General features: G+C 72.9%; 19 protein-coding genes and 2 pseudogenes. 7 read left to right on the forward strand and 14 right to left on the reverse strand.

Annotated features, from left to right (window positions below):
• Nucleotides 1–285: 285 nt before the first annotated feature.
• Both KME75_RS13235 and KME75_RS43095 read left to right on the forward strand, forming a co-directional pair.
• A complete protein-coding gene (locus tag KME75_RS13235) occupies nt 286–1,272 on the forward strand; it encodes an alpha/beta fold hydrolase (RefSeq protein ID WP_219414922.1) in 987 nt (328 codons plus the stop codon).
• 427 nt (nt 1,273–1,699) lie between these two features.
• Nucleotides 1,700–1,999, forward strand: a complete 300-nt coding sequence (locus KME75_RS43095; RefSeq protein ID WP_246632010.1) for a hypothetical protein — start codon at nt 1,700–1,702, stop codon at nt 1,997–1,999.
• A 15-nt stretch (nt 2,000–2,014) separates the two neighbouring features.
• On the opposite strand, the pseudogene KME75_RS46720 reads toward KME75_RS43095, so the two are convergent.
• The 13 genes and pseudogenes from KME75_RS46720 to KME75_RS13290 all read right to left on the reverse strand — a co-directional run.
• Nucleotides 2,015–2,383 (reverse strand): annotated as a pseudogene (locus tag KME75_RS46720) (MFS transporter); the annotation flags it as partial.
• On the reverse strand, nt 2,384–3,097 hold the full coding sequence (locus KME75_RS45820; protein ID WP_372452595.1) for a hypothetical protein: 714 nt from the start codon (nt 3,095–3,097) through the stop codon (nt 2,384–2,386). It lies immediately after the preceding pseudogene.
• Between the two features lie 63 nt (nt 3,098–3,160).
• On the reverse strand, nt 3,161–4,369 hold the full coding sequence (locus KME75_RS45825; RefSeq protein WP_308282737.1) for a GTP-binding protein: 1,209 nt from the start codon (nt 4,367–4,369) through the stop codon (nt 3,161–3,163).
• A gap of 206 nt (nt 4,370–4,575) precedes the next feature.
• Nucleotides 4,576–6,609, reverse strand: coding sequence for an ATP-dependent Clp protease ATP-binding subunit (locus tag KME75_RS13250; protein ID WP_308282738.1), 2,034 nt, complete (start codon nt 6,607–6,609; stop codon nt 4,576–4,578).
• Nucleotides 6,610–6,746: 137 nt separating this feature from the next.
• The gene (locus KME75_RS46725) at nt 6,747–7,250 is read right to left on the reverse strand and encodes an AMP-binding enzyme (protein ID WP_372452596.1); all 504 of its coding nucleotides are present in this window, start codon (nt 7,248–7,250) and stop codon (nt 6,747–6,749) included.
• Nucleotides 7,223–8,434: pseudogene (locus KME75_RS13255) on the reverse strand (AMP-binding protein); the annotation flags it as partial. The gene KME75_RS46725 and the pseudogene KME75_RS13255, both read right to left, overlap by 28 nt.
• Complete coding sequence (locus tag KME75_RS13260; RefSeq protein WP_219414925.1) at nt 8,431–9,981, reverse strand: acyl-CoA carboxylase subunit beta; 1,551 nt, start codon at nt 9,979–9,981, stop codon at nt 8,431–8,433. The gene KME75_RS13260 and the pseudogene KME75_RS13255, both read right to left, overlap by 4 nt.
• A complete protein-coding gene (locus KME75_RS13265) occupies nt 9,978–10,820 on the reverse strand; it encodes an enoyl-CoA hydratase-related protein (RefSeq protein WP_219414926.1) in 843 nt (280 codons plus the stop codon). The genes KME75_RS13260 and KME75_RS13265 overlap by 4 nt, the downstream gene beginning before the upstream one ends.
• A 16-nt stretch (nt 10,821–10,836) precedes the next feature.
• Nucleotides 10,837–11,742: an ABC transporter permease gene (locus KME75_RS13270; protein WP_219414927.1), complete on the reverse strand. Its 906-nt coding sequence runs from the start codon at nt 11,740–11,742 to the stop codon at nt 10,837–10,839.
• 6 nt (nt 11,743–11,748) lie between these two features.
• Nucleotides 11,749–12,753 carry an ABC transporter permease gene (locus KME75_RS13275; RefSeq protein ID WP_219414928.1) on the reverse strand — a complete coding sequence of 335 codons (1,005 nt, stop codon included), beginning with the start codon at nt 12,751–12,753 and terminating at the stop codon, nt 11,749–11,751.
• The gene (locus tag KME75_RS13280; RefSeq protein WP_219414929.1) at nt 12,750–14,276 is read right to left on the reverse strand and encodes an ABC transporter substrate-binding protein; all 1,527 of its coding nucleotides are present in this window, start codon (nt 14,274–14,276) and stop codon (nt 12,750–12,752) included. The genes KME75_RS13275 and KME75_RS13280 overlap by 4 nt, the downstream gene beginning before the upstream one ends.
• Nucleotides 14,273–15,280 (reverse strand): ABC transporter ATP-binding protein, encoded by a 1,008-nt coding sequence (locus tag KME75_RS13285; RefSeq protein WP_219414930.1) that lies wholly within the window; start codon nt 15,278–15,280, stop codon nt 14,273–14,275. The genes KME75_RS13280 and KME75_RS13285 overlap by 4 nt, the downstream gene beginning before the upstream one ends.
• On the reverse strand, nt 15,277–16,266 hold the full coding sequence (locus tag KME75_RS13290) for an ABC transporter ATP-binding protein (protein WP_219414931.1): 990 nt from the start codon (nt 16,264–16,266) through the stop codon (nt 15,277–15,279). The genes KME75_RS13285 and KME75_RS13290 overlap by 4 nt, the downstream gene beginning before the upstream one ends.
• Nucleotides 16,267–16,421: 155 nt before the next feature.
• Here KME75_RS13290 and KME75_RS13295 point away from each other — a divergent pair, with 155 nt between their 5' ends.
• Genes KME75_RS13295 through KME75_RS13310 form a run of 4 tightly spaced genes read left to right on the forward strand, consistent with a single transcriptional unit; the run spans nt 16,422 to nt 20,415 of the window.
• On the forward strand, nt 16,422–17,093 hold the full coding sequence (locus tag KME75_RS13295; protein ID WP_219414932.1) for a TetR/AcrR family transcriptional regulator: 672 nt from the start codon (nt 16,422–16,424) through the stop codon (nt 17,091–17,093).
• A 37-nt stretch (nt 17,094–17,130) separates the two neighbouring features.
• Nucleotides 17,131–18,852, forward strand: a complete 1,722-nt coding sequence (locus tag KME75_RS13300; RefSeq protein ID WP_219414933.1) for an AMP-binding protein — start codon at nt 17,131–17,133, stop codon at nt 18,850–18,852.
• Nucleotides 18,849–20,189, forward strand: a complete 1,341-nt coding sequence (locus KME75_RS13305) for an acetyl-CoA carboxylase biotin carboxylase subunit (protein WP_219414934.1) — start codon at nt 18,849–18,851, stop codon at nt 20,187–20,189. Before KME75_RS13300 ends, KME75_RS13305 begins: the two co-directional genes overlap by 4 nt.
• 13 nt (nt 20,190–20,202) lie before the next feature.
• Nucleotides 20,203–20,415: a biotin/lipoyl-binding carrier protein gene (locus KME75_RS13310; protein WP_219414935.1), complete on the forward strand. Its 213-nt coding sequence runs from the start codon at nt 20,203–20,205 to the stop codon at nt 20,413–20,415.
• Nucleotides 20,416–20,474: 59 nt separating this feature from the next.
• Here KME75_RS13310 and KME75_RS13315 read toward each other — a convergent pair whose 3' ends face one another.
• Nucleotides 20,475–21,125 carry a TetR/AcrR family transcriptional regulator gene (locus KME75_RS13315; RefSeq protein WP_219414936.1) on the reverse strand — a complete coding sequence of 217 codons (651 nt, stop codon included), beginning with the start codon at nt 21,123–21,125 and terminating at the stop codon, nt 20,475–20,477.
• Nucleotides 21,126–21,251: 126 nt separating this feature from the next.
• Between KME75_RS13315 and KME75_RS13320 the strand changes: the two genes are divergently transcribed.
• On the forward strand, nt 21,252–22,448 hold the full coding sequence (locus tag KME75_RS13320; RefSeq protein ID WP_219414937.1) for a CaiB/BaiF CoA transferase family protein: 1,197 nt from the start codon (nt 21,252–21,254) through the stop codon (nt 22,446–22,448).
• Nucleotides 22,449–22,485 lie beyond the last annotated feature (37 nt).

Here is a 22,485-nt window from a genome sequence, read left to right on the forward strand (position 1 = left end):
CTGCGGCTCATCGGTCTTGTGCACGGGTCGGCCGACCGGGTGATCGCTCAGCGCGGGCCGGTTGGTCTCTCCTCGCGTATGAGCTCTGACGGTGCCCGGAAACCCGACGGCGGTCCAGGCCCTTCGGCCGGGTAAGAACCCATCGGGCCGACGCGAGGAGAGACCCACTTGGCTCGTCCGGCGGGCCGCTCCGCTGCCCGCCGCCGAACCGGCTCCCACGGGAAAACGATGAATTCGCGCCCCGGCCGGCGTCTACATCTGAAGGCTGCGGAGGAAGGGGAGCCCATGACCGAGTACGTGGACACCGAGGACGGCGTCCGGATCGCGTACGACCGGGAGGGCAGCGGGCGGCCGCTGATCCTGATCGGGGGCGCCGGGCAGTTCCGCGCGGTCGACCAGCCCACCCGGACGCTGACGACCGAGCTGGCCACCCGCGGCTTCCACGTGGTGCACTACGACCGCCCGGGCCGCGGGGACAGCGGCGGCGAGCCGCCGTTCACGCTCGCCCGGGAGGTCGCGGCGCTGCGCGCACTGGTCGCGATGCTGGGTGGACGCGCATCGCTGTACGGCAGCTCGTCGGGAGGTGCGATCGCGCTCGCCGCGGCGGCCGAGATCCCCGGCATCGAACACCTCGTGCTCTGGGAGGTGCCGCTGGGCGAGGAGGAGGGCTCGGACGGCCGCGAGTTCCTCTCCGAGATCACCGAGCGGGTCCGGTCGGGGGACCGGGAGAGCACCCTCCGCCGGTTCATGGACGGGATGCCGCCCGAGTGGTTCGACGGCATGCGGAACGGACCGGACTGGCCGCTGTTCGAGCGGATGGCCCCGAGCGTGCAGGCCGACGCCGAGGCCCTGGCCTGGACGCAGTCGGCGCCGCGCCGGCAGCTGTGGGCAGGAGTGACGGCCCCGACCGTGGTGCTCGTGGGAACGACGGCGTTCCCGTTCTTCTCCGACGCCGCCGACGCGATCGTCGCGTCCCTCCCCACCGCCGAGCGGGCGGAGCTCACGGGTAGCGACCACGGCTGGCAGCCGGTCGACCTCGCCGAGGCGGTTGCCGCGCATCTGGACGGGGGGGCTGAGCGTCGTCAGTCCGTGCGCCTGTCCGGGTCGTGCCGCAGGCGGCGCACGGCGGGTGAGAGGAGCGCCGCGAGCGTCAGCGCGGCGAACAGCACGCCACCCCACATCGCCACGGTCCGGTCGCCGAGGGCGGCGGCGATCGGGACGATGGCCAGCTGGCCGAGGGGGACGGCGGCGAAGGACCCCAGCTCGTCGTAGGAGGCCACACGGGACAGTGATCTGCGGGGCACGTGCTCCTGGAGCGAGGTCTCCCAGGCGATGGCCATCACGGAGGAACCCAGCCCGGCCACGAACGCGGCCGCGACGAGCCAGGCCGCGGGGACGTCGAGCCCGAGGACGACCATCGGGAGGGCGAGGAGGGCCGCGCACAGCTGACCGAACCGCAGCAGGTGGCGCACGACGAGCCGGTACATGACGACGGCCATCAGCAACAGCCCGACCGCCCGGGCGCTCAGGACGACACCCCAGGCCGTCTCGCCGATCGTGTCGCGGGCGATCGCCGGACCGAGCACCAGCCAGACGCCGGCGAGGACGAAGTTGGCTCCGGCGAAGGCGGCCGTGACGGCGACGACCCACGGGAGCGACCGGATCGCCCCAGCCGTCGCGCAGGTCGCGGAGCAGTCCGGTGCGCCCGCCGACCACCTGCGACGGCAGCCGGAGCCGGGCGATGCAGGCGGCGGCCACGGCGAACGTCGCGGCGTGCATCGCCATCACCCAGCCGCCACCCGCGGTGGCCACGACGATGCCGGCGACGGTCGGCCCCAGCACGCGGGTGGCACTGCGGGTGGTGGCGAGCACGGAGTTGGCCTGCTTCAGGGCGGGCCGCGCGACCAGCTGCGGGACGATCCCGCGCAGCGCCGGCCGGGTGAAGGCCGTGAGCGCGCCGCCCAGCGCCTCCAGCACGACGACCGCGCCGAGGTGGTAGTTGCCCGGAGATGATCAGGACGGCGACGACGGCCTGGGTGGCGGCCGCCCCGAGGTTGGCCACGACGAGCACCGTGCTGCGCGAGGCGCGGTCGGCGACGGCCCCTCCGACCAGGAGGAACGCCAGCAACGGGATGCTGTTCGCGGCGAGCACGATCGCGAGGTCGCCGGTGCTTCCGGAGGCGTCCAGCACGGCGAAGGCCAGCGCGACCGGGGCCATCGCACTCCCGGACAACGACACCAGCTGGCCGGCGAAGAACCAGCGGAAGGCCGTCTCGTGCCACGGGTTCCGCGCGGGATCGCGGGCGGCACCGGCCCGGGGGAGGACGCCCACGGGTCCACCCTGCACCACGGCGCAAGTCCCGGAGAGCCCGGGCCCCCGCACCTACACGCGCCGCACCACGTGCAGCAGGTACTCCTTGCGGTCCAGCGGGTTGTGGTCCGTCCGGGGCCGCTCGGGCACGGCTCCGTGCACGGGCGCGTAGTGGTCGAACGCCAATTCCAGGACCCCCTCACCGCGGGTCAGCCCGGGCAGCCGCTGCTCCACCCCGTGCACCTGCGCCGCCGGCACCGCCCCCTCCAGCACGTAGGAGGCGCCCGAGGTGGTCGTGGTCCGGGGAACGGCCCGCAGCCTGGCCAGCACCGGCAGGGTCGCCCCGAACGCGTCCGCCGGAACCTCGAGGCGGAACCGGTGCATCGGCTCGTGCACCTGCGTCCCGGCCCGCCGCAGCGCGGACATCAGCACCAGCGGGGTCAGGTTGCGGAAGTCGCCCGCCGTGCTCGACATGCTCTTGTCGAACACGGCGTGTGCGTGGCTCTGCCGCGCCGCGTACCCGGAGTGGGTCATGGTCACGGTGCAGTCCACGACCTGCCAGCCGTGCAGGCCCTCCCGGAGCGTCTCGTGCACCGTCTCCTCGACCGCCCGGACGAACGCGAACGGCATCGAGCCCAGCTCGACCTCCAGCCGGAAGTCCACGCCGCTGCCGACGGGGGCGGGGTCGACCCGGAGCCCGACGGTCGCCAGGAACGGGTTGGGGTCGGCGTGGATGATCTCGACGGCGGCGCCGCTGCCGGTCGGGCGTTCGATGCAGATCGTCATCGTCTCCCGGAACGCGACGTCGACGCCGAACTCGTCGGCGAGCGTCGCCTGGATGACCTCCTTCTACACCTCGCCGTAGAGCGAGACGTGCATCTCCTGCCGGACGTCGTCCTGGCGCACGTCGATGAGCGGGTCCTGCTCGGCGAGCTGGGCGAGCGCGGCGTGCAGCAGTCCCTTCTCGGCGGGCCGCACGGGCACGACGGCGGTCTCGAGGGTCGGCGGGGCGAAGACCTGCTGGTGCGCGCCCGCCGGCGGACGGCCGATCGCGTCGCCGACGCGGACGTCGCCCAGACCCCGCAGCGTGCCGATGCGGCCGGCCTCGAGAGCGTCCGCCGGGACGGCGCCGCCACGGTCGAACACGCTGACGGCGGTGACCTTGGCGGCACCGCCGGGCCCGAACTCCAGCTGGTCCCAAGGGCGGACCGTGCCGGCGAACAGGCGCACGTAGGCGATCTTCTCCCCGGCCGGACCGCGGTCGACCTTGAAGACGCTGCCCGACACCGGCCCGTCCGCGTCGCCGTGCGATGCGGGCAGGAGCTCGGCGATGCCGGCGACCAGGTCGGACACGCCCGCTCCGGTCATCGCCGAGCCGAAGAACACCGGGTGGACGAGTGTCCGTGCGGTCTGGGCGGCGAGCTCCCGCCGCAGCCGGGCGTAGGGGAGAGCGGCCTCGTCCTCGACGTACGCGGCGAGCAGCGCGTCGTCGTGCTCGGCGAGCAGGCCCGCCAGCCGGGTGGCGAATCCGGCGTCGCTCCCGTCGTGGGCGACGACCGCGGCGCCGGGCGTGCCCGTTCCGACCGGCGTCCCCATGGCGACGGCCGCGGGCGTCAGCTTCGCCGCGATGTCCCGAAGCAGGTCGTCCGCCCGTGCGCCGCGACGGTCGATCTTGTTGACGAACAGCAGGGTGGGGATGCCGAGGCGCTGCAGGGTCCGCATCAGCACGCGGGTCTGCGCCTGCACCCCCTCGACGGCGGACACCACCAGCACGACGCCGTCGAGAACACCGAGCACGCGTTCCACCTCGGCGATGAAGTCCGGGTGGCCGGGGGTGTCGATCAGGTTGACGGTGAGGTCGCCGACGACGAACGACACGACCGCCGACTTGATGGTGATACCGCGACGGAGTTCGAGGGCGAGGGAGTCGGTCTGCGTACTGCCGTGGTCGACGCTGCCGATCTCGTCGATGACCCCGGCGGCGTGGAGCAGCCGCTCCGTCAGGCTGGTCTTACCGGCGTCGACATGGGCGAGGATTCCGAGGTTCAGGGTGCGCACGCGGCGTCATGTCCTTCAGACCGGGGGATGAGTCCATCTGGGCGAACACGAACGCCTTTCGCATGTCCTGCTCCTCTCGTGGGTCGTCGCACGGAGCACCCCAGCAGACGGGCGCCCCGTGGGGCAACGGATTTGGCGGGCCGGCGGGTCAGGGCCGGACGCCGGCGACGACCGGGACGAGCGCCGGCCCCTGAGGTACGCCCTGCTCAGCTGCCGTCGACCGTCAGGACGAGCTCGCCGTCCGCCAGGTCGACGGCGACCCGCTGCCCGGAACGCAGCTCGCCCGCGATGATCATTCGGGACAACCTGCGTTCCACCTCGCGGCCGATGGTGCGCCGCAGCGGCCGGGCGCCGAGCTCGGGCTGGTGACCGCGGTCGGCGAGCCAGTCGACGGCCGCCTCGGCGACGTGCAGCACGATGCCCTGCGCGGCCAACCGCTCCGTGGTCTGGGCGAGGAGCATCGCCGTGATCCGGTGCAGCTCCGCGCGGCCGAGGGCGTGGAACAGCACGACGTCGTCGATGCGGTTGACGAACTCGGGCCGCAGGTGCGCCCGCACGGCGGTGAGCAGCGGGTCGCGGACCTCGTCGACGGGTCGTCCCGCCGCAGCCGCGGCGAGCAACCGGTCGGCGCCGAGGTTGCTCGTCATAATCACGACCGTGTGCGTGAAGTCGACGGTGCGGCCGTGCGCGTCGGTGAGCCGGCCGGCGTCGAGCACCTGCAGCAGCATCGCGGTGACGTCGGGGTGCGCCTTCTCGATCTCGTCGAGCAGCAGCACGGAGTACGGGGTGCGCCGCACCGCTTCGGTGAGCTGACCGGCGTCCTCGTAGCCGACGTGTCCTGGCGGTGCACCGACCAGCCGCAACGCGCTGCCGCGGTCGGCGTACTCGCTCATGTCGAAGCGCAGCAGCGCGTGTGTGCTGCCGAAGAGTGCCTCGGCCAGCGCCCTGGCCAGCTCGGTCTTGCCCACCCCCGTCGGCCCGAGGAACAGGAACGAGCCGACCGGCCGATCCGGGTGCGCGAGGCCTGCCCGGCCTGCCCGCACCGCGTCGGCGACGGCCTCCACCGCGTCGTCCTGCCCGACGACGCGGCGGTGCAGCAGCTCCTCCAGGTCGAGCAGCTGGTGCCGTTCGGTCGCGGTCAGGCGCGCGACCGGGATGCCGGTGCTCAGCGCCACCACCGCGGCCACATCGTCCGCGGTGACCTGCACGCTCCGGGCCGGCCCTGTGACCTCTGCCTCGGTTGCCTCGAGCTCCCTGGTCAGGAGAAGGGCGCGCTCGTAGTCCTCGGCATCGACGGCGACATCGCGGGCACGCCGCAGCTGCGCGATCCGCTCCTCGTCCAGGGACCCGGTGTCCGCGCGCGCGACCCGGATCCGGGTCCTGGCGGCGGCCCGGTCGACGAGGTCGATGGCCTTGTCGGGGAGGAACCGGTCGGTCACGTAGCGGTCGGCCAGTTCGGCGGCCGCGACCAGCGCGTCCTCGGAGATCCGTACCTGGTGGTGTCCCTCGTAGCGCGGTCGAAGCCCGCGCAGGATCGCGATCGTGCCCTCGACGGTCGGCTCGGCGATGCGGACCGGCGCGAGGCGGCGCTCCAGGGCCGGGTCCTTCTCGATGTGTTGGCGGTACTCACCGACCGTGGTGGCACCGATGAGCTGCAGGTCGCCGCGGGCCAAGGCCGGTTTGAGCAGGGTGCCCGCATCCATCGCCCCACCCTCGGCCGCGCCGGCCCCGACGACGGCGTGCAGCTCGTCCACGAACAGCACGATCGACCGCCCGGCCGCGACGACCTCGTCGATCACGCCGGTCAGTCGGGCCTCGAACTCGCCCCGGTACTTGGTCCCGGCGAGCATCCCTGCCAGATCGAGCGCGACCACCCGGACGTTCCGCAACGCCGCCGGCACCTCGCCGTCCGACACACGCTGCGCGATTCCTTCGACGATCGCGGTCTTGCCGACGCCGGGATCGCCGAGGAGCACGGCGTTGTTCTTGGTCCGTCGGGCCAGTACCTCGATGACCTGCTCCACCTCGGCGTCGCGGCCGATCACCGGGTCGAGCCTGCCCTGCGCGGCGGCCGCGGTGAGGTCCCGGCCGAAGCGGTCCAGTCGCGGGGTGCGGGTCGGGCCCGTGCCGGGAGCGGGGGCCGGCCGTGACATGGCCGAGCCGAGCGTCGTCTCCAGGTTGCCGATCAACCGTTCGAACAGGTCGTCGAACGGTCCGGAACCAGGTCGGTCCTCGGGCACGTCCACCTCCGATGTCGCCCCCCATGGTCCTCCGTTCCGCGGGTTCCTGCGGCGCGGCGCTCGGGCCGCCGGCCGACGCCAAGCCGCACGGCACACACCGAGAAGAGTCCGCACACACCGCTCACCATGTGTGCCGCCTATGAACGATGTGTGCGGTCCCCCCGGAAATCCTGCCTCAACCGGTACTTCTCGATCTTGTTCGTCGGGGTGCGCGGGATCTCGTCGACGACACGGATGTGCCGGGGGCGCATGAACTTCGGCATGTGCTGCGCGCACCACCGCGACACGTCCTCGGGATCGATCGTGCGGCCGTCCTCGGGCTGGACGTACACGACGATGTCGTTCTCGTCGCCCTCGGCGCCGGACACCGCGAAGGCGGCGGCGAGCCCGACGTCGGGATGGTCGTGGAGCACGTCCTCGACCTGGGAGGAGGAGAGGTTCTCCCCGCGCACCCGGATCCGGTCAGCCGGTCCAGGAAGTAGAAGGTGCCGTCGGCCTCCTGCAGGGCGGCGTCGCCGGTGTGGAACCACAGGTCGGCGAACGCGGCGGCGGTGGCTTCGGGCTTGCCGAGGTACTCGCGGAGCACCAGCCCCGGCAGCTGCGGGCGCAGCGCGAGCTGGCCGGGGACGCCGGGCGGGCACGGCATGTCCTGCTCGTCGAGCACCGTGGCCTCGAAGAACTGCGTGGGCGTGCCCATGAAGCCCTTGCGGTCGACCTGCTCCCCGGGCAGGAACGGCAGGCCGTTGCGCAGGCACACCTCGCGCATCTCGGCGTGCGAGCGGCCGCGGTACTGCTCGGGCGGGGTGCCCTCGCCTTCGGCCACCTCCTCGAGCATCGCCGCCAGCGGCGCGCCCGACTCGCTCTGCCCGAACCCAGCCGAGACGAAGTCGATCCCGAACCGCCGGGCGAACCGGTGGTGCCCGAGTGGGAGCGGCTGCATGTGGACGCACTTGAGCGGGTGGGCGCGGTCGTCGGGCCGTTCGGGTGCGTTGGCCAGCCACGGGATCATGACGTCGAGCAGGATCGCCGTGGTCACGTTCGTCGAGCGGACCCGGTGCCAGAAGTCGTGTGGGCTGAACCGGTTCCACATCGACACGGTCGCGCCCGCCCAGCACGCCCGCACCACGTTCGCGATGGCCCCGCCCACGTGGTACATCGGCAGGTCGGTGTAGACGACGTCCTCGGGCGTGAGGTACGAGCGCAGCATGAACGTGTACTGGTTCATCCAGCGGTGCGGCTGCACCACGCCCTTGGGCGGGCCGGTGGTGCCCGACGTGTAGATCACGTTGGCCACGTCATCGAACGCGAGCGGCACGTCCGGCGCCTCGGTGGGGGCCCGCAGCTCGTCGTAGCCGATCTCCGCGAACCCGTGCTCGTGGCGCGGTCCGGGATGCAGGATCACCGCCGGCGGCGCGAGCAGGTCGCCGCGGACGGCCTCGAGCGCGGGCACCAGGTCGGCGTCGACGACGACGGCGGCAGGCGCGGTGTCGTTCAGCTGGTAGGCGAGCAGCCTGCCGGTGAAGGCGAAGTTCACCGGGCAGTAGACCGCGCCCGCCTTCCAGATCCCGAACATCCACAGGGTCGTCGCGAACGGGTCGGCCGAGAACACCGAGACCCGCGTGCCGCGCGAGATGCCGTGCGCGGCGAGGTTCCCCGCGATCGCGTCGGTCGCCCGCCGGGCCTCGGCGTAGCTGAGGTCGGTGCCGTTCTCCCCGTAGTGGACGAAGACCGCGTCGGGCGTGGCCGCGGCCCAGTGGCCGAGCCGCTCCGTCGCGAGGTCGCCGTCCCGGGTGAGCACGTCGAGCAGCGCGCGCGGGTCGGTCATCCCCGGAACCTCCAGCTCACCGGCCCCGGCGTACGCAGCGGCGCGGCGAGTGACGCGAACTCGCACAGCAGCGGCCGGGTGTCGCGGGGGTCGATGATGTCCTCGATGTTGAACGCCTCCGCCGTGCGGAACGGGGAGCGGATCGCATCCATCCGCTCCCAGATGTCGGCGAGCATCGCCTCGGGGTCGTCGGCCGCCTCCAGGTCGGCGCGGTAGGCGGCCTCGATGCCGCCCTCCAGGGGGAGCGATCCCCAGTCGGCCGACGGCCACGCGTACCGGTACTGCACCCGGGAGGCGTTCGTGTGCGCGGCGCCGGCCACGCCGAACACCTTGCGCAGGATCACGGAACACCAGGGCACGCTCGCCTGGTAGACGGCGTTCAGCGCACGCACGCCGAAGCGCATCGTCCCCGCGCGCTCGGCCTCGGCGCCGATCACGAAGCCGGGCTGGTCGACCAGGTGGACGACGGGGAGGTGGAACGTCTCGGCGAGGTCGACGAACCACTCGATCTTGCGCGCGGACGCGGCGGTCATGCCGCCCCCGTAGATCGTCGGGTCGCCCGCGAGCACCGCGACGGGCCACCCGTCCAGCCGCGCGAGGCCGGTCACCGCCGACCGCCCGTGCCCCTTGCCGAGCTCGAGGAACGACCCCTGGTCGACGACGGCCTCGATGATCGGCCGGATCTTGTAGGTGCGCCTGCGGTTGCGCGGGATCGCCCGGATCAGCCAGTCCTCGCGCCGCTCGGTGTCGTCCTCGCCGGGGACCCGTTCGGGCAGGTCGTACACCGACGGCGGCAGGTAGGACAGGAACCGGCGGGTGCGCTCGAAGGCGTCCTTCTCCGACTCGACGACGTCGGTGACCACGCCGTTGGTGCCGTGGATCTCGCTGCCGCCGAGCTCCTCCTTGGTGATCGGGGCGCCGAGCCGCGCCACCAGCGGCGGCCCGGCGGCGAAGACCTGGGCCGCCCCGCGCACCATCACCGAGTAGTGGCTGGCGGCGACCCGCGCGGCGCCCAGCCCCGCCACCGGGCCGAGCGCGAGCGCGACGACCGGGACGGTGCCCAGGTTCGCCACCACCCACTCCCATCCCGGGTTCGCGGGGACGTACGTGCGCCCGATCGCCTCGAGCGACCGGATCGAGCCGCCTCCGCCGGTGCCCTCGACGAGCCGCACCAGCGGGAGCCGCAGCTCGTTCGCGAGCTGCTCGGCCATGACCTGCTTCTCGCGGATGGAGGCGTCCGAGGCGCCGCCGCGCACGGTGAAGTCGTCACCGCCGACGACCACGGGTCGCCCGTCGAGCCTGCCCCGGCCGAACACGAAGTTGGCGGGCAGAAACCCGCCGTCGGGCAGCGCACGCCCGGCCAGCGCACCGATCTCCCGGAAGCTGCCGTGGTCGAGCAGCTCGTCGATGCGCTCGCGCACGGTGAGCCGCCCGGCGTCGTGCTGGCGGCGGATCTTCTCGGGCCCGCCCATGCCGCGGGCCTGCTGCTCCCGGCGCCGCAGCTCGTCGACCTCCGGCTGCCAGGAATCGCCCTCGCTGCTACTCATGCGTCCCCCGTCGTCCGTGCCCCGAACACCGGCGGGCGCTTCTCCACGAAGGCCTGCACGGCCTCCTTGTGGTCCTCGCTCACCCCGCACTCGAGGTGCCGGGGCACCTCGCGGTCCATGGCGTCGTCCAGGCCGTACCGCTGCGCGTCCAGCAGGTTGGCCTTCATTCCCGCGAGGGCCTGCCGCGGCCCGGCGGCCAGGCCGGCCGCGATCGAGAGCGCGAACGCGTCCAGCTCGTCGGTGTCGACCATCCAGTCCAGGAGCCCGAGCTCGTGTGCCGCCTGCCCGTCGAGGCGCTCGCCGAGGAACATCAACCGGCGGGCCCGGCTGGGCCCGACCAGCCGCGAGAGCAGCCAGGCCGTGCCGTAGTCGCCGGACAGGCCGACCTTGCCGAACGCCGTGGCGATCACCGTGGCCGGACACCCGATCCGCAGGTCGCAGCCCAGCGCGAGCCCCAGCCCCGCCCCGGCCGCCGCTCCGGGCAGGGCCGCCACGGTGGGCTTGCCCATGGCGTGCAGCCGGCCCGTCGTCGCGCGTTGGAGCCGCTGCTGACGTTGCGCGCGCTCCTCCTGCGGCACCGTCGTGCCGCCGCCTTCGCCGCCCCGGGCGGCGAAGCCCTTGACGTCGCCCCCGGCGCAGAACGCACCACCGGCACCGGTGAGCAGGACGGATCCGACGTCGTCGGCGACCTCCAGGTCGGCCAGGACGGCCGCGAGCGCGGCCACCATGTCCGCCGACAGGGCGTTGCGCCGCTCGGGGCGGTTCAGCACCACGACGCCGACGCCGCGCTCCACGCGGGCCAGCAGGTCGTCGGTGCCGGTGTCGATCGTCCGGTCCATGCGTCTCCTCTGCTCCTCAGGACGTCCGGCGGTGCCGGGGGTCGATCGCCATCTGGGCGACGTCCCCGAGCACGGTGAAGGCCAGCGCCGTGGCCACGATGGCGAGGCCAGGCGCCAGCATCTGCAGCGGCGCCTGGTAGATGAAGGTGTAGGCGCGGGCGAGCATGGAGCCCCAGCTCGCGGTGGGCGGCTGCACGCCCAGCCCGAGGAAGCTCAGGCTCGCCTCGGCGATCAGGGCGTGCGACAGCAGCAGGCTCGCCTGCACGAGCACCGGCTGGACCGCGTTGGGCAGCAGGTGCTGTCGGACCAGGTGCCCGCCCCGGCTGCCGAACGTGCGGGCGGCGTCGACGTAGGGCTCCTCCTTGACGGCGAGCACCTGTGCCCGCATCAGGCGTGCCACCGACGGGGAGAACACGATGCCCACCGCGATCATCGAGTTGACCAGGCTCGGCTGCAGCGCAGCGGTGATGCCGATGGCGAGGATGATCGCGGGGAAGGACAGCAGCGTGTCGATCACGCGCATCAGGGCGTTGTCGACCACCCCGCCGAGGTAGCCCGCCGCGAGCCCGAGCGGCACGCCCAGCCCCACCGCGACGCCGACGGCGAGCACGCTGGCCAGCAGCGACGCCCGCGCGCCGTACAGCAGCCTGCTCAGGATGTCGCGGCCGAGGTCGTCGCTGCCCAGGAGGTAGCCGGGGGTACCGGCGGGCTGCAGGATCGACTCGTAGTTCTGCGCGTCGGGGTCGTGCGGTGCGATCCACGGGGCCAGCAGCGCGGCGCCCACCAGCACGACCAGGAACCCGAGGGAGGCGACGGCCCGCCAGTCGCGGGCGAGCCGGGACAGCAGGGTGGCGGCGGCGGTGGGCGGGCCGGCCGGCTCGGCGACGGTCGTGGGGGTCGGGGACTGGACCTGGACGGACATGGCCGCTCACTCCGCGATTCGGGGGTCGATGACCCGGTAGGCGAGGTCCACCAGCAGGTTGGTCGCCAGCACCAGCAGCGCGGTGACCAGCACGATGCCCTGGATCACCGGGTAGTCGCGCTGCGTGGTGGACTGCACCACCAGCGACCCGATGCCGGGGATGGCGAAGAGCGCCTCGACCACGACCGTGGCCCCGAGCACCCGGCTCACCAGCAGGCCGATGATCGTGGCCAGCGGCAGCCCCGAGTTCTTCAGCGCGTGCCTCCAGATCCGGGTGCGCCGGGACAGGCCCTTGGCCTGGTGCGTGCGCATGTAGTCCGACTGCAGCACCTCGATCATCGCGCTGCGCAGCTGTCGGCACACCTCGGCCGCACCGACGGCGCCCAGGGCGATCGCGGGCAGCACCAGGTGCCACAGCGCCCGCAGCGGATTCTCGGTGAGCGGGACGAAACCGGTGGCGGGCAGCCACTTCAGGGTGAGGGCGAACACCAGCACCAGCACCATGCCGAGCCAGAAGTTCGGCACGGCGATGCCCAGCGTGGCGGCACCGGTGATCGCCGTGTCGGCGCCCCGGCCGCGCCGCTGCGCGGCCGCGATGCCCAGCGGCACCCCGATGCCCACGGCGACGACCAGGGACGCCGCGCCCAGCGTCAGCGTGGTCGGGAGCCGCTGCCCGATCAGGTCGAGGACCTGCTCACCGGTGGCGAGCGACGTCCCGAGGTCGCCGGTGACCACGCCGCCGAGCCAGTCGACGTACTGCAGGAGGAACGGGCGGTCCAGACCCAGCTGCTCGCGCAGCTGCGCCAGCCGCTCCGGGGTGGCGTTCTCGCCCGCGATGGCCTGCGCCGGGTCGCCGGGGATGAGGTGCAGCAGGGCGAACACGAGGAACGTCGCGAGCAGCAGCGTGGGGATGACCCCGACGAGCCGCTTGCCGACCCCTCGCACCCGGGGCAGCTGTCGGCGCCTCCGCGGCGCGGGGGACTCGACGGTGGTCGACGCCGTGGCCGTCATCGCTCGATCCTCACCGTCGTGAACTTGGGTTTGCCCAGCAAGCTCGGTTCGTAGCCGCTGACGTCGTCGCTGTAGATGGCGGCGCTCGCCGGGAAGAACAGCGGGACGAACAGCGCGTTGTCCGCGACGATCTCGGCCAGCCGGGCCAGCCCGGCCTTGCGCTCGGCGAGGTCGGGGGTGGTGTTCGCCGCGGCGAGCGCCTCGTCGATGCCCGGTGTCGCGACGTGCCCGGTGTTGTAGTAGCCCTCGGCGGTGAACATCAGCTTGTAGGTCAGCGCCGGGTCCGGGCGACCGGTCCAGGCCGACAGCATGGCGGGGTAGCGGCGCTCGTTGAAGAACTCGCTCGTGCCCTGCGTGAGCTCGGTCGGGATGAGATCCACCCGGATCCCGACCTTGCTGAGCTGGTAGGCGAGCACCTCCCCGAGCCGGATGCTCGTCGGGTCCGAGTAGACGATCATCGGGAAGGAGACGCCGTCGGGGTGGCCCGCCTCGGCCAGCAGCCGGCGCGCCTGCTCGGGGTCGTACGGGTAGGTGGGCACGAGCTGCTCGGCGTAGGCCCAGTGCGCGGACGGCAGCGGGGTCCAGCCGACCTCACCGCGCCCGAAGTGGGCCACCTCGAGCAGCTGCTGGCGGTTGATGGCGAGGTTGAGCGCCTTCCGCACCCGCACGTCGTCGAACGGCGCTGCGGAGACGTCGAGGTAGACGATCTTCTGGTAGAGCTGCGGGCTGACGCTCGCGCCGAACCCGGGCGACTCCTCGAGGTTGCCGATGTCCTGCGGCGGCGGGTCGAACGCGAAGTCCTGCTGGCCCGACCGCAACGCGTTCACGGCGGTGGAGTCGTCGGTCATGATCGTGAAGTTGATGCCGTCGAGGTGGGGCAGCCCCTCCTGCCAGTAGCCGGGGAAGCGCTCGACCCGCACCCGCGCACCGTTCTGCCATTCGACGAACTGCCACGGCCCGGCTCCGACGGGGTTGCGCTCGAAGGCGTCGCCGTGCTCCTCCGCGGCGGTCGGGGAGATCATCATCCCGGCCCGGTCGGCGAGGGTCAGCAGCAGCGACGAGTCCGGCTCGGCGAGGTCGAGGCGGACCGTGTACTCGTCGACGACGTCGACGCTCGCGATCGCCTGCACGTCGGCCTGGATGTTGGACTTCTCGCCCTGCGCCCGTTCGATGTTGTACTTCACCGCCTCGGCGTCGAACGGGGTGCCGTCGTGGAACGTCACACCGTGGCGCAGGTGCAGCACCAGCACGTTCGGGTCGCTCTGGTCCCACGACTCCGCCAGGCCCGGCGCGGGCTCCAGGGTCTCGGGGGTGAACGAGATCAACGTGTCGTAGAGGGTGAACAGCACGCCGTGGTCGGACCCGGCGTTGCCGCGCTGCGGGTCGAGCGAGGACGGGTTCGAGGGCCAGGCCACCTTCAGCACCCCCGGGGTGGCGGCGGCGCTGCTCCCGGCACATCCCGCGCAGACGATCGCGAGCACCAGCGCCAGCACGAGCGTGGGGACCCTGGAGATCCTCGTCATGGCCTGCCTCCGTCGAGGGTGGAGGTCGACGCTGCGTCGACGCCGGAGAGCTCCAGCGTGTCGGCGTAGTGGCAGGCCACCCGGTGCCCGGGAGCCGGCTCCCGCCAGGCGGGCACCTCCTCCGCGCAGCGTTCGGTGGCGTAGCGGCACCGGGTGCGGAACCGGCATCCGGACGGTGGGTGCACCGGGCTGGGGATGTCGCCCTCGAGCACGATCCGCTCCCGGCCGTCCGGGCTGATCCGGGGCTGGGCCGACACCAGCGCCTCGGTGTAGGGGTGGCGGGGCCGTGTGACGAGCTGGTCGACCGGGCCGATCTCCATCAGCCGGCCCAGGTACATCACCGCGACGCGGTCGGCGATGTGCGCCACCACCGACAGGTCGTGGGTGATGAACAGGTACGCCAGCCCCAGCTCGGACTGCAGCCTGCGCAGCAGCTCCAAGATCTCGGCCTGCAGTGCCACGTCGAGGGCCGACACCGCCTCGTCGCACACCACGAGCGCCGGGTCGAGCACCAGCGCCCTGGCGATGTTGACCCGCTGCTTCTGGCCGCCGGACAGCTCGTGGGGGTAGCGCGCTCCGAGCTCACGGGACAGCCCCACCAGGTCGAACAGCTCCAGGGCCCGCGCGCGGCGGTGCTCCCGGTCGCCGACCCGGCGGATCGCGAGCGGCTCCTCGATGCTGGCGAGCACACGCATCCGGGGGTTCAGCGAGGCGTGCGGGTCCTGGAACACCATCTGCAGGTGCGCGGACATCTCCCGGCCGGCCCGCCCGCGCAGGGCGACCAGGTCGGTGCCCCGCAGCCGTGCGGTGCCCGCCGTGGGCTGCACCAGCCGCATCAGCGCGCGGCCGAGCGTCGACTTCCCCGACCCGGACTCGCCGATGAGCCCCAGCGTCTCGCCCTCCTGCATCACGAAGGACACGCCGTCGACCGCCTTGACCCGTTCGTCCCGCCGGCGCGTCGGGTACGAGACGCGCAGGTCGTCGACGTCGAGAAGAGGGCTCATCGGCGGGCTCCCGGGAGGTCGAGCTCGGCGGAGCGCCCGCACCGGACCAGCCGTGCGGAACCGCCGGGCAGGGGGTCGAGCTCGGGTCTGCGGTCGGCGCACTCGGCCGTGGCGTGGCCGCACCGGGGGTGGAACACGCAGCCCGACGGTGGCGCGCTCGGCGGCGGGACGCGCCCCGGGATCGTCTGCAGGACGCGGTGCCGGTCCTCGATCCGGGGAATCGCCTGGAGCAGGCCCGAGGTGTAGGGGTGCTGCGGGGACCGCAGGACGTCGTCGACGGGACCGGCCTCCAACGCCTCACCGGCGTAGAGGGTGACCATCCGGTCGCACAGCTCGGCGACCACGCCCAGGTCGTGGGTGATGAGCAGGACGGCGGTGCCGCGGTCCCGGCTCAGCGTGCGCAGGAGCTCGAGGATCTGCGCCTGGATGGTGACGTCGACCGCCGTGGTCGGCTCGTCGGCGATGAGCAGCCGCGGGCTGCAGATCAGGGCGATCGCGATCATGACGCGCTGCCGCATGCCGCCGGAGAGCTGGTGCGGGTACTCGTCGACGCGGCGTTCCGGCAGCGGGATGCCGACGGCCTCGAGCATCTCCACCGCGTCCCGGCGGGCGGCCCGGCGCGTCATCCGACGGTGCGCCTGCAGGGTCTCGGTGAGCTGTCGGCCGACGGTGAAGACCGGGTCGAGCGCGGTCATCGGCTCCTGGAAGATCATGCCGAGCTGCTCGCCGCGCAGCTTCTCCCACTGCGCGGGCCGCAGCTGCAGCAGGCCGGTGCCGTCGAACCGGATGGCTCCGGTGATCTCGGCCGGCGGCCGCGGGACCAGCCCCATCACCGACAGCGCGGTGAGGGACTTCCCGCTGCCGCTCTCACCGGCCATGCCGAGGATCTCGCCCTCGCCGATCGTGAAGGAGACGTCCCGCACGGCCGTGCTGCGGCGGCCGCCTGCCCCGGGAAAGGACACGCTCAGGTGCTCGACTTCCAGCACCGGTCCGGTCGTGCGACGCGCTGACACCGGAGTGCCCCCCTTCGCTGCGGGACTCGTGACCGCGACCACGTTAGGGTGGTCGTAAAAGTGACGTCAATATCGCGTTTTCGGTGGAGGGCGGCTACGCTCGCCTCTCGCACGACGGCGGAGGCGAGGTGGACGTGACTGCGGGACGAGCTCTCCCGGTCGCCGATCCGAGGACGAGGAAGGGTCGCGGCTCGAAGGAGGCGCTGCTCCAGGCGGGGCGCGTGGTCTTCGGCCGGGACGGTTTCGCGGCGGCCCGGGTCAGTGACATCGCGGCCGAGGCCGGGATGTCCAACGGCGCCTTCTACCGCTACTACGTGGACAAGAACGCGGTCCTGATCGAGCTGATCACGATGCTCCTCCAGCAGCTCTACGACGAGTCGCAGGCGCGGTGGAGCCCGCGGGACCCGGCCGAGTCCGTCGTGGTGACGACCGAGCGCTACTTCCGGTTCTACGAACGCAACGCCGACCTGTTCGGCCTGCTGCACGAGACGATGCAGACCCACCCGGAGATCGAGGCGATGCAGGCGGACAACCGCCGGCACTTCCACGAGCGCATCACGCGGATGATCCGGCGGGCCGTGGAGAAGGGGTTGATGCGCCCCGACCTCGACCCGGACCTCGGCGCCGCGCTGCTCGGCGGGATGACCGAGCACTACGCGTACTACCGCTTCGTCCTGCACCGCTACCCGGAGCGGGACCTGGGCGAGGTCAGCCGGGAGCTCGCCGCGGTGTGGGCCATCGGGACCTTCAGCGAGCAGGCGCGCGCCGACCTGCTCGAGGACCGGCCACCCACCGCATAGCACCTCCACCGGCCGACGCAGACCGAGAGGACAGGGCATGGATCTGGACGCTCATCGCGCCGACCTCCATCGGCGCCGGCAGCGGGTGTGGCCGGACGCCGTGCCCCGCGAGGTCGGGTATCCCGAGGGCGAGGTGGCGATCACCGAGCACCTGCGGATCTGGGCCCGTCGCACGCCGGACCGGGCTGCGATCGTCTTCTACGGCCGCGAGATCACCTACGGCGAGCTGGACGAGCTGAGCGACCGGTTCGCGGGCTGGCTGGAGTCGGTCGGGGTCGGCCCCGGCGACCGGGTCGGGGTGCTGCTGCCCAACTGCCCGCAGTTCGTGGTGGCCATGCTGGGCATCCTCAAACGCGGGGCGGTGCACGTCCCGGTCAACCCGCTGTTCCGCGAGCACGAGCTCACCCACGAGCTGACCGACGCCGGGGTCGAGGTCCTCGTCGCGGTGGACACGCTGGTGCCCCTGGTCGAGGCGGTGCGCCCCCGCACCGCCGTGCGCGAGGTCCTCGTCACCTCGCTCGCCGACATGCTGCCGGAGCACCCGGCGTTGCCGGTCCCGGACGCGCTACGCGGCGGCGGTGCGGCGAGCACGTGGTCGCGTGTCCTGGGAAGCCCGCGTGCGCAGCCGCGCGAGGCCGATCTCGACGCCCTCGCCGCGCTCAACTACACGGGCGGGACCACCGGGATGCCGAAGGGGTGCGAGCACACCCAGCGGCACATGCTCTACACCGCGGTGACGGCCGCCGCGGCGAGCGAGGTGGGCGCGGCCTTCGGCTCCGGCGGGGACGACGTGTTCCTCGTCTACGTCCCCATCTTCTGGATCGCGGGGGAGGACTTCGGCATCCTCGTGCCGCTCGTCGTCGGCGCCACCGTCGTCCTGCTCACGCGATGGGACCCGGCGGCGGTGCTGGCGGGGATCGAGCGCTACCGCGTCACGAGCATGATCGGCACCGTCGACAACTACGTCGAGCTGATGGAGCACCCCGACTTCGGCGAGCGGGACCTGTCGAGCCTGCGGCAGCCCCGGGCCATGTCGTTCGTGCGCAAGCTGACCGTGGACATCCGGCGCCGCTGGCAGCGGGCGGTGGGGGAGCACAGCGTGCTGCGCGAGGGCTCCTACGGGATGACCGAGACGCACACCGCCGACTCGATCGTCAGCGGCTTCCAGGACGGCGACCACGACCTGCTGGCCGAGCCGGTGTTCTGCGGCCTGCCGGTGCCGGGCACCGAGTTCCTGATCGTGGACGAGGGGAGCGGGGAGCCGCTGCCGGTCGGCGAGCGCGGCGAGATCCTCGTCCGCAGCCCGTCGCTGCTCACCGGCTACTGGCGCAACCCGGAGGCGACGGCGCGGGCCCTGCGGGACGGCTGGCTGCACACCGGCGACGTCGGGTTCCTCGACGACGACGGCTGCCTACACTTCCTCGGCCGGAACAAGGAAATGATCAAAGTGAACGGGATGAGCGTCTTCCCGTCCGAGGTCGAGGCGCTGCTGACCCGGCACGGCGACGTCCTCACCGCGGCGGTCGCGCCGCTGTCCGACCCGGCGAAGGGACAGGTCCCGCTCGCGTTCGTGCAGCCCGTGGACGGCGCCGACATCGACGTCGCCGAGCTCACCGCCTGGGCGCGGCAGAACATGGCGCCGTACAAGGTCCCGCGGTTCCAGGTCGTCGAGGCGATGCCGATGACGACCACCGGCAAGATCAAGAAAGGTGAGCTGCTCGACGTGGCACACCGGCTGGCCGCGGGCGCGGCATCGTGATCGAGAGCCTGCTCGTCGCCAACCGCGGCGAGATCGCCCGCCGCGTGATCCGCACGGCCCGCGCGCTCGGCGTGCGCACCGTCGCGCTGCACGCGGGCGTCGACGCCGACCTGCCGCACGTGCGCGAGGCCGACGAGGTGGTGGCACTGCCGGGCCCGGCCGCCTACCGGGACGTCGAGGCGGTGGTCGCGGCGGCCCGCGCCACGGGCGCGGAGGCGGTGCACCCCGGCTACGGCTTCCTGTCCGAGAGCCCCGCGCTCGCGAGGGCGTGCGGGAAGGAGGGCCTGCTGTGGGTGGGCCCGGACCCGGAGTCGATGGAGCTGCTGGCCGACAAGGTGGCCGCGCGCAACCACGTCGCCGCGCGGGGCGTGCCGGTCCTGCCCGGCACCGCCGACGCCGTGACCGGCGTCGACGGGGCGCTGGCGGCGGCGCGCCGGCTGGGCTACCCGCTGATGGTCAAGGCGAGCGCAGGCGGTGGTGGCATCGGGATGGGCGTCGCCGGCAACGACGACGAGCTCGGCCGGGCGGTGGCGACGGCGGCGTCCCGCGGCCGCGGCGCGTTCGGCGACGCGCGGGTGCTCCTGGAGCGCTACGTGTCGGGTGCGCGGCACGTGGAGGTGCAGGTGCTCGGCCTGCCGGACGGCTCCGTCGTCGCCTTCCCCGCCGAGCGCGACTGCTCGGTGCAGCGCCGGCACCAGAAGGTGGTGGAGGAGACGCCCTCGCCCGCGGTGGACGCGCCGCTGCGCTCGCGGCTGCGCGCGGCGGCCGTCACGGCGGCGCAGAGCGTGGGCTACCGCAACGCCGGCACCGTCGAGTTCCTCCTGCAGCCCGGCACCGGCGAGTTCTTCTTCCTCGAGGTCAACACGCGGCTGCAGGTGGAGCACCCGATCACCGAGGAGGCGTGCGGTGTCGATCTCGTCGAGCTGCAGCTGCGGGTGGCGGCCGGGGAGGACGTGCACGTCGAACCGGTGGAGGTCCGGGGCCACGCGATGGAGTTCCGGGTGTGCGCCGAGGATCCGGTGCGTTTCCTGCCCGGGCCGGGTGCGGTGACGGAGTGGGCGGAGCCCTCCGGGCCGGGGATCCGGGTGGACTCGGGCTACGCGGCGGGCACGACCGTCACCCCGCACTTCGACCCCCTGCTGGCGAAGCTGGTGGTCAGCGGCGCGGATCGCACCCAGGTGCTCGAACGGGCGCGGGACGCGCTCGAGGCGTTCCGCGTCCGCGGGCCGAAGATCAACCTGCCGTTCCTGCGGGAGGTCCTCGCCGACCCCGAGTTCACCTCGGGCACCTACGACACCGGGATCGTGGACCGGCTCGTCGCCTCGCGGCGGCCGTGAACGGAGGAGAGACATGGCCGAGATCCGAGCCGAGATGGTGGCGAACGTGTGGAAGCTGGTGGTCACGGAGGGCAGTGCCGTCGACGCGGGTGACGAGATCTGCATCCTCGAGTCGATGAAGATGGAGATCCCCGTCGTCACCGAGACCGCCGGGGTCCTGCAGCGGTTCACCGTGGCGGAGGGCGACGCCGTGCAGGAGGGCGACGTGATCGCCGTCGTGGCGTGACGCGGCGCGGCCTGTTCCCGGCTGCTCGCCGCCCGAGTGCCGGGATGCTGAGCGATCGCTTATTCAGCGGCTGCCGCTGGACGAGCGGCTCGGTCCGCGGCGCCGAGCATGCCCAGGGCGAGGTCGCAGTAGTGGTCGGCGATCTCGTCCGCGCTCCACTTGCCGTCCTCGCGGTACCACCGGGTGGTGTCGATGCCCAGCGACAGGATGGCCACCGCGGTCATGTCGGGCCGATTCGTGACGAAGTGGCCGGAGGCGATGCCGGCATCGACGAGCCGACGCATCTCCTCCTCGACGCTCCGGCGCAGGGCCGACACCTCGCGGCGGTGTGCGGGGCTCAGCGCCCCGTACTCGTGGTTGTTGACCCGGGAGCGGGTGTGGGTCTGCAGCTGCCAGAGCACGAAGGCGCGGACGACGTCGACGAGCTTCTCGCGAGGCGGGGTCGATCCGGTCGCGCCCGCCCGCCGGATGCGGTCGAGGATCCGGCTGTGGCCCACGATCGACAGCTGGTAGAGCAGGTCTTCCTTCGACTTGAAGTGCACGTAGAGGGCCGCCGGGCTCAGCCCGGCCCCGTTGCTGATGTCCCGGGTGGTCGTGGCGTGGAAACCTTTGTTCGCGAAGCACTCCAGCGCGGCGTCGAGGAGTCGCTCGCGGGTGTCGTCGGAGCGGATCTCCCGCAGCGTGCGACTGCTCGATGAGGCCTGGCCCACCGTTGCCCCCTTCGTTCCGGCAACTGCTCGTTGACTCTACTGCAGGAGATGCGCAAGCTGAATGAGCCCTTAGCAGGCAGTGCTCGCCCGCGTGCCGTCCCGACTTCCGAGAGGTGACCGGAAACAGTGACCGCGATCAGCGCCCTGAACGGTGTCCGTGTCCTCGAGATCGCGCACTACATCGCAGGTCCCCAGTGCTGCCAGGTCCTCGCCGACCACGGCGCGGAGGTCGTCAAGATCGAGCCGAGGACCGGTGAGCAGGGCCGCCGCTCGGGGCCGGCCTACGGCACGGGCACCGACAGCATCTACTTCGCCGCCAACAACCGCGGCAAGCGCAGCCTCACGCTCGACCTGGCCCGGCCGGAGGGCAAGGAGGTGCTGCACGACCTCGTCCGGACCGCGGACGTGCTGGTCACCAACTACGCCGCCGGGGTGCCGGAGAAGCTCGGCTTCGGCTTCGAGGACATCCGCGCGATCAACCCGAGGACCGTGCTGGTCCACATCACCGGGTTCGGGCGCAGCGGGCCGAAGTCGTCCTGGGTCGCCTACGACGGGATCGTGCAGGCGATGAGCGGGCTGGCCGACATGACCGGGTGCCCGGACGGGCCGCCGACGATCGCCGGGCCGTTCGTCGCCGACAACGTCGCCGCCCTGCAGGGCGTCATCGCGGTGCTGCTCGGGCTCGCGGCACGGGAGCGCACCGGTGCCGGACAGCTCGTCGACGCCGCCATGCTCGACGGGCTGCTGCCCCTGCTCGGCCACCACGTCGCCGCGGCCGCGGCCGGGCTCGCCCCCACCCGCTTCGGCGCCGAGCTGCCCACCTCCTTCTGCGGCCTGTACCCCGCGTCCGACGGGTGGGTCTACCTCGCGCCGGTGACGCCGGGGATGTGGGCGGCGTTCAGCACGATCGTCGGGCACCCGGAGTGGGCCGAGCACGAGGAGCGCGAGCCGCGCTGGCGGCTACGCTGCCGCCCGCAGCTCAACCCCGTGGTCAACGACTGGACGCGGAGCCGGACCACGCGGGAGATCGTCGACATCTGCCAGGCAGCGGGCGTCGTCTGCGGCCCGGTGCAGTCCGTCACCGACGTCCTGGCCGACGACCACGTCCGGGAGCGCGGGATGACCTACGAGATGGAGCTCGACAGCGGCGCGCCCGCGACCGTCGCCGGACCGGCGCTGCGCCTGGAGGACACCCCGGCGCGGCCCGGCAGGCGCGCCCCGCGCCTGGGTGAGGACGACGAGGCCGTCCTCACCGAGCTCGGCTACTCCGACGCCCGCGTCGCGGGGCTGCGCACGGCCGGGATCACCGGGGTGGCCTCGTGACGGCCATCGGCACCCTCCTCGTCGCCAACCGGGGTGA

The organism is Pseudonocardia nigra (assembly GCF_019396355.1).
Lineage (GTDB): Bacteria > Actinomycetota > Actinomycetes > Mycobacteriales > Pseudonocardiaceae > Pseudonocardia > Pseudonocardia nigra.

Coding starts and splice junctions, on each gene's coding strand:
- KME75_RS13235 (WP_219414922.1), top strand. CDS start 286: ATGACCGAGTACGTGGACACCGAGGACGGCGTCCGGATCGCGTACGAC.
- KME75_RS45820 (WP_372452595.1), bottom strand. CDS start 3,097: ATGACGATCTGCATCGAACGCCCGACCGGCAGCGGCGCCGCCGTCGAG.
- KME75_RS13260 (WP_219414925.1), bottom strand. CDS start 9,981: ATGAGTAGCAGCGAGGGCGATTCCTGGCAGCCGGAGGTCGACGAGCTG.
- KME75_RS13265 (WP_219414926.1), bottom strand. CDS start 10,820: ATGGACCGGACGATCGACACCGGCACCGACGACCTGCTGGCCCGCGTG.
- KME75_RS13270 (WP_219414927.1), bottom strand. CDS start 11,742: ATGTCCGTCCAGGTCCAGTCCCCGACCCCCACGACCGTCGCCGAGCCG.
- KME75_RS13275 (WP_219414928.1), bottom strand. CDS start 12,753: ATGACGGCCACGGCGTCGACCACCGTCGAGTCCCCCGCGCCGCGGAGG.
- KME75_RS13280 (WP_219414929.1), bottom strand. CDS start 14,276: ATGACGAGGATCTCCAGGGTCCCCACGCTCGTGCTGGCGCTGGTGCTC.
- KME75_RS13285 (WP_219414930.1), bottom strand. CDS start 15,280: ATGAGCCCTCTTCTCGACGTCGACGACCTGCGCGTCTCGTACCCGACG.
- KME75_RS13300 (WP_219414933.1), top strand. CDS start 17,131: ATGGATCTGGACGCTCATCGCGCCGACCTCCATCGGCGCCGGCAGCGG.
- KME75_RS13310 (WP_219414935.1), top strand. CDS start 20,203: ATGGCCGAGATCCGAGCCGAGATGGTGGCGAACGTGTGGAAGCTGGTG.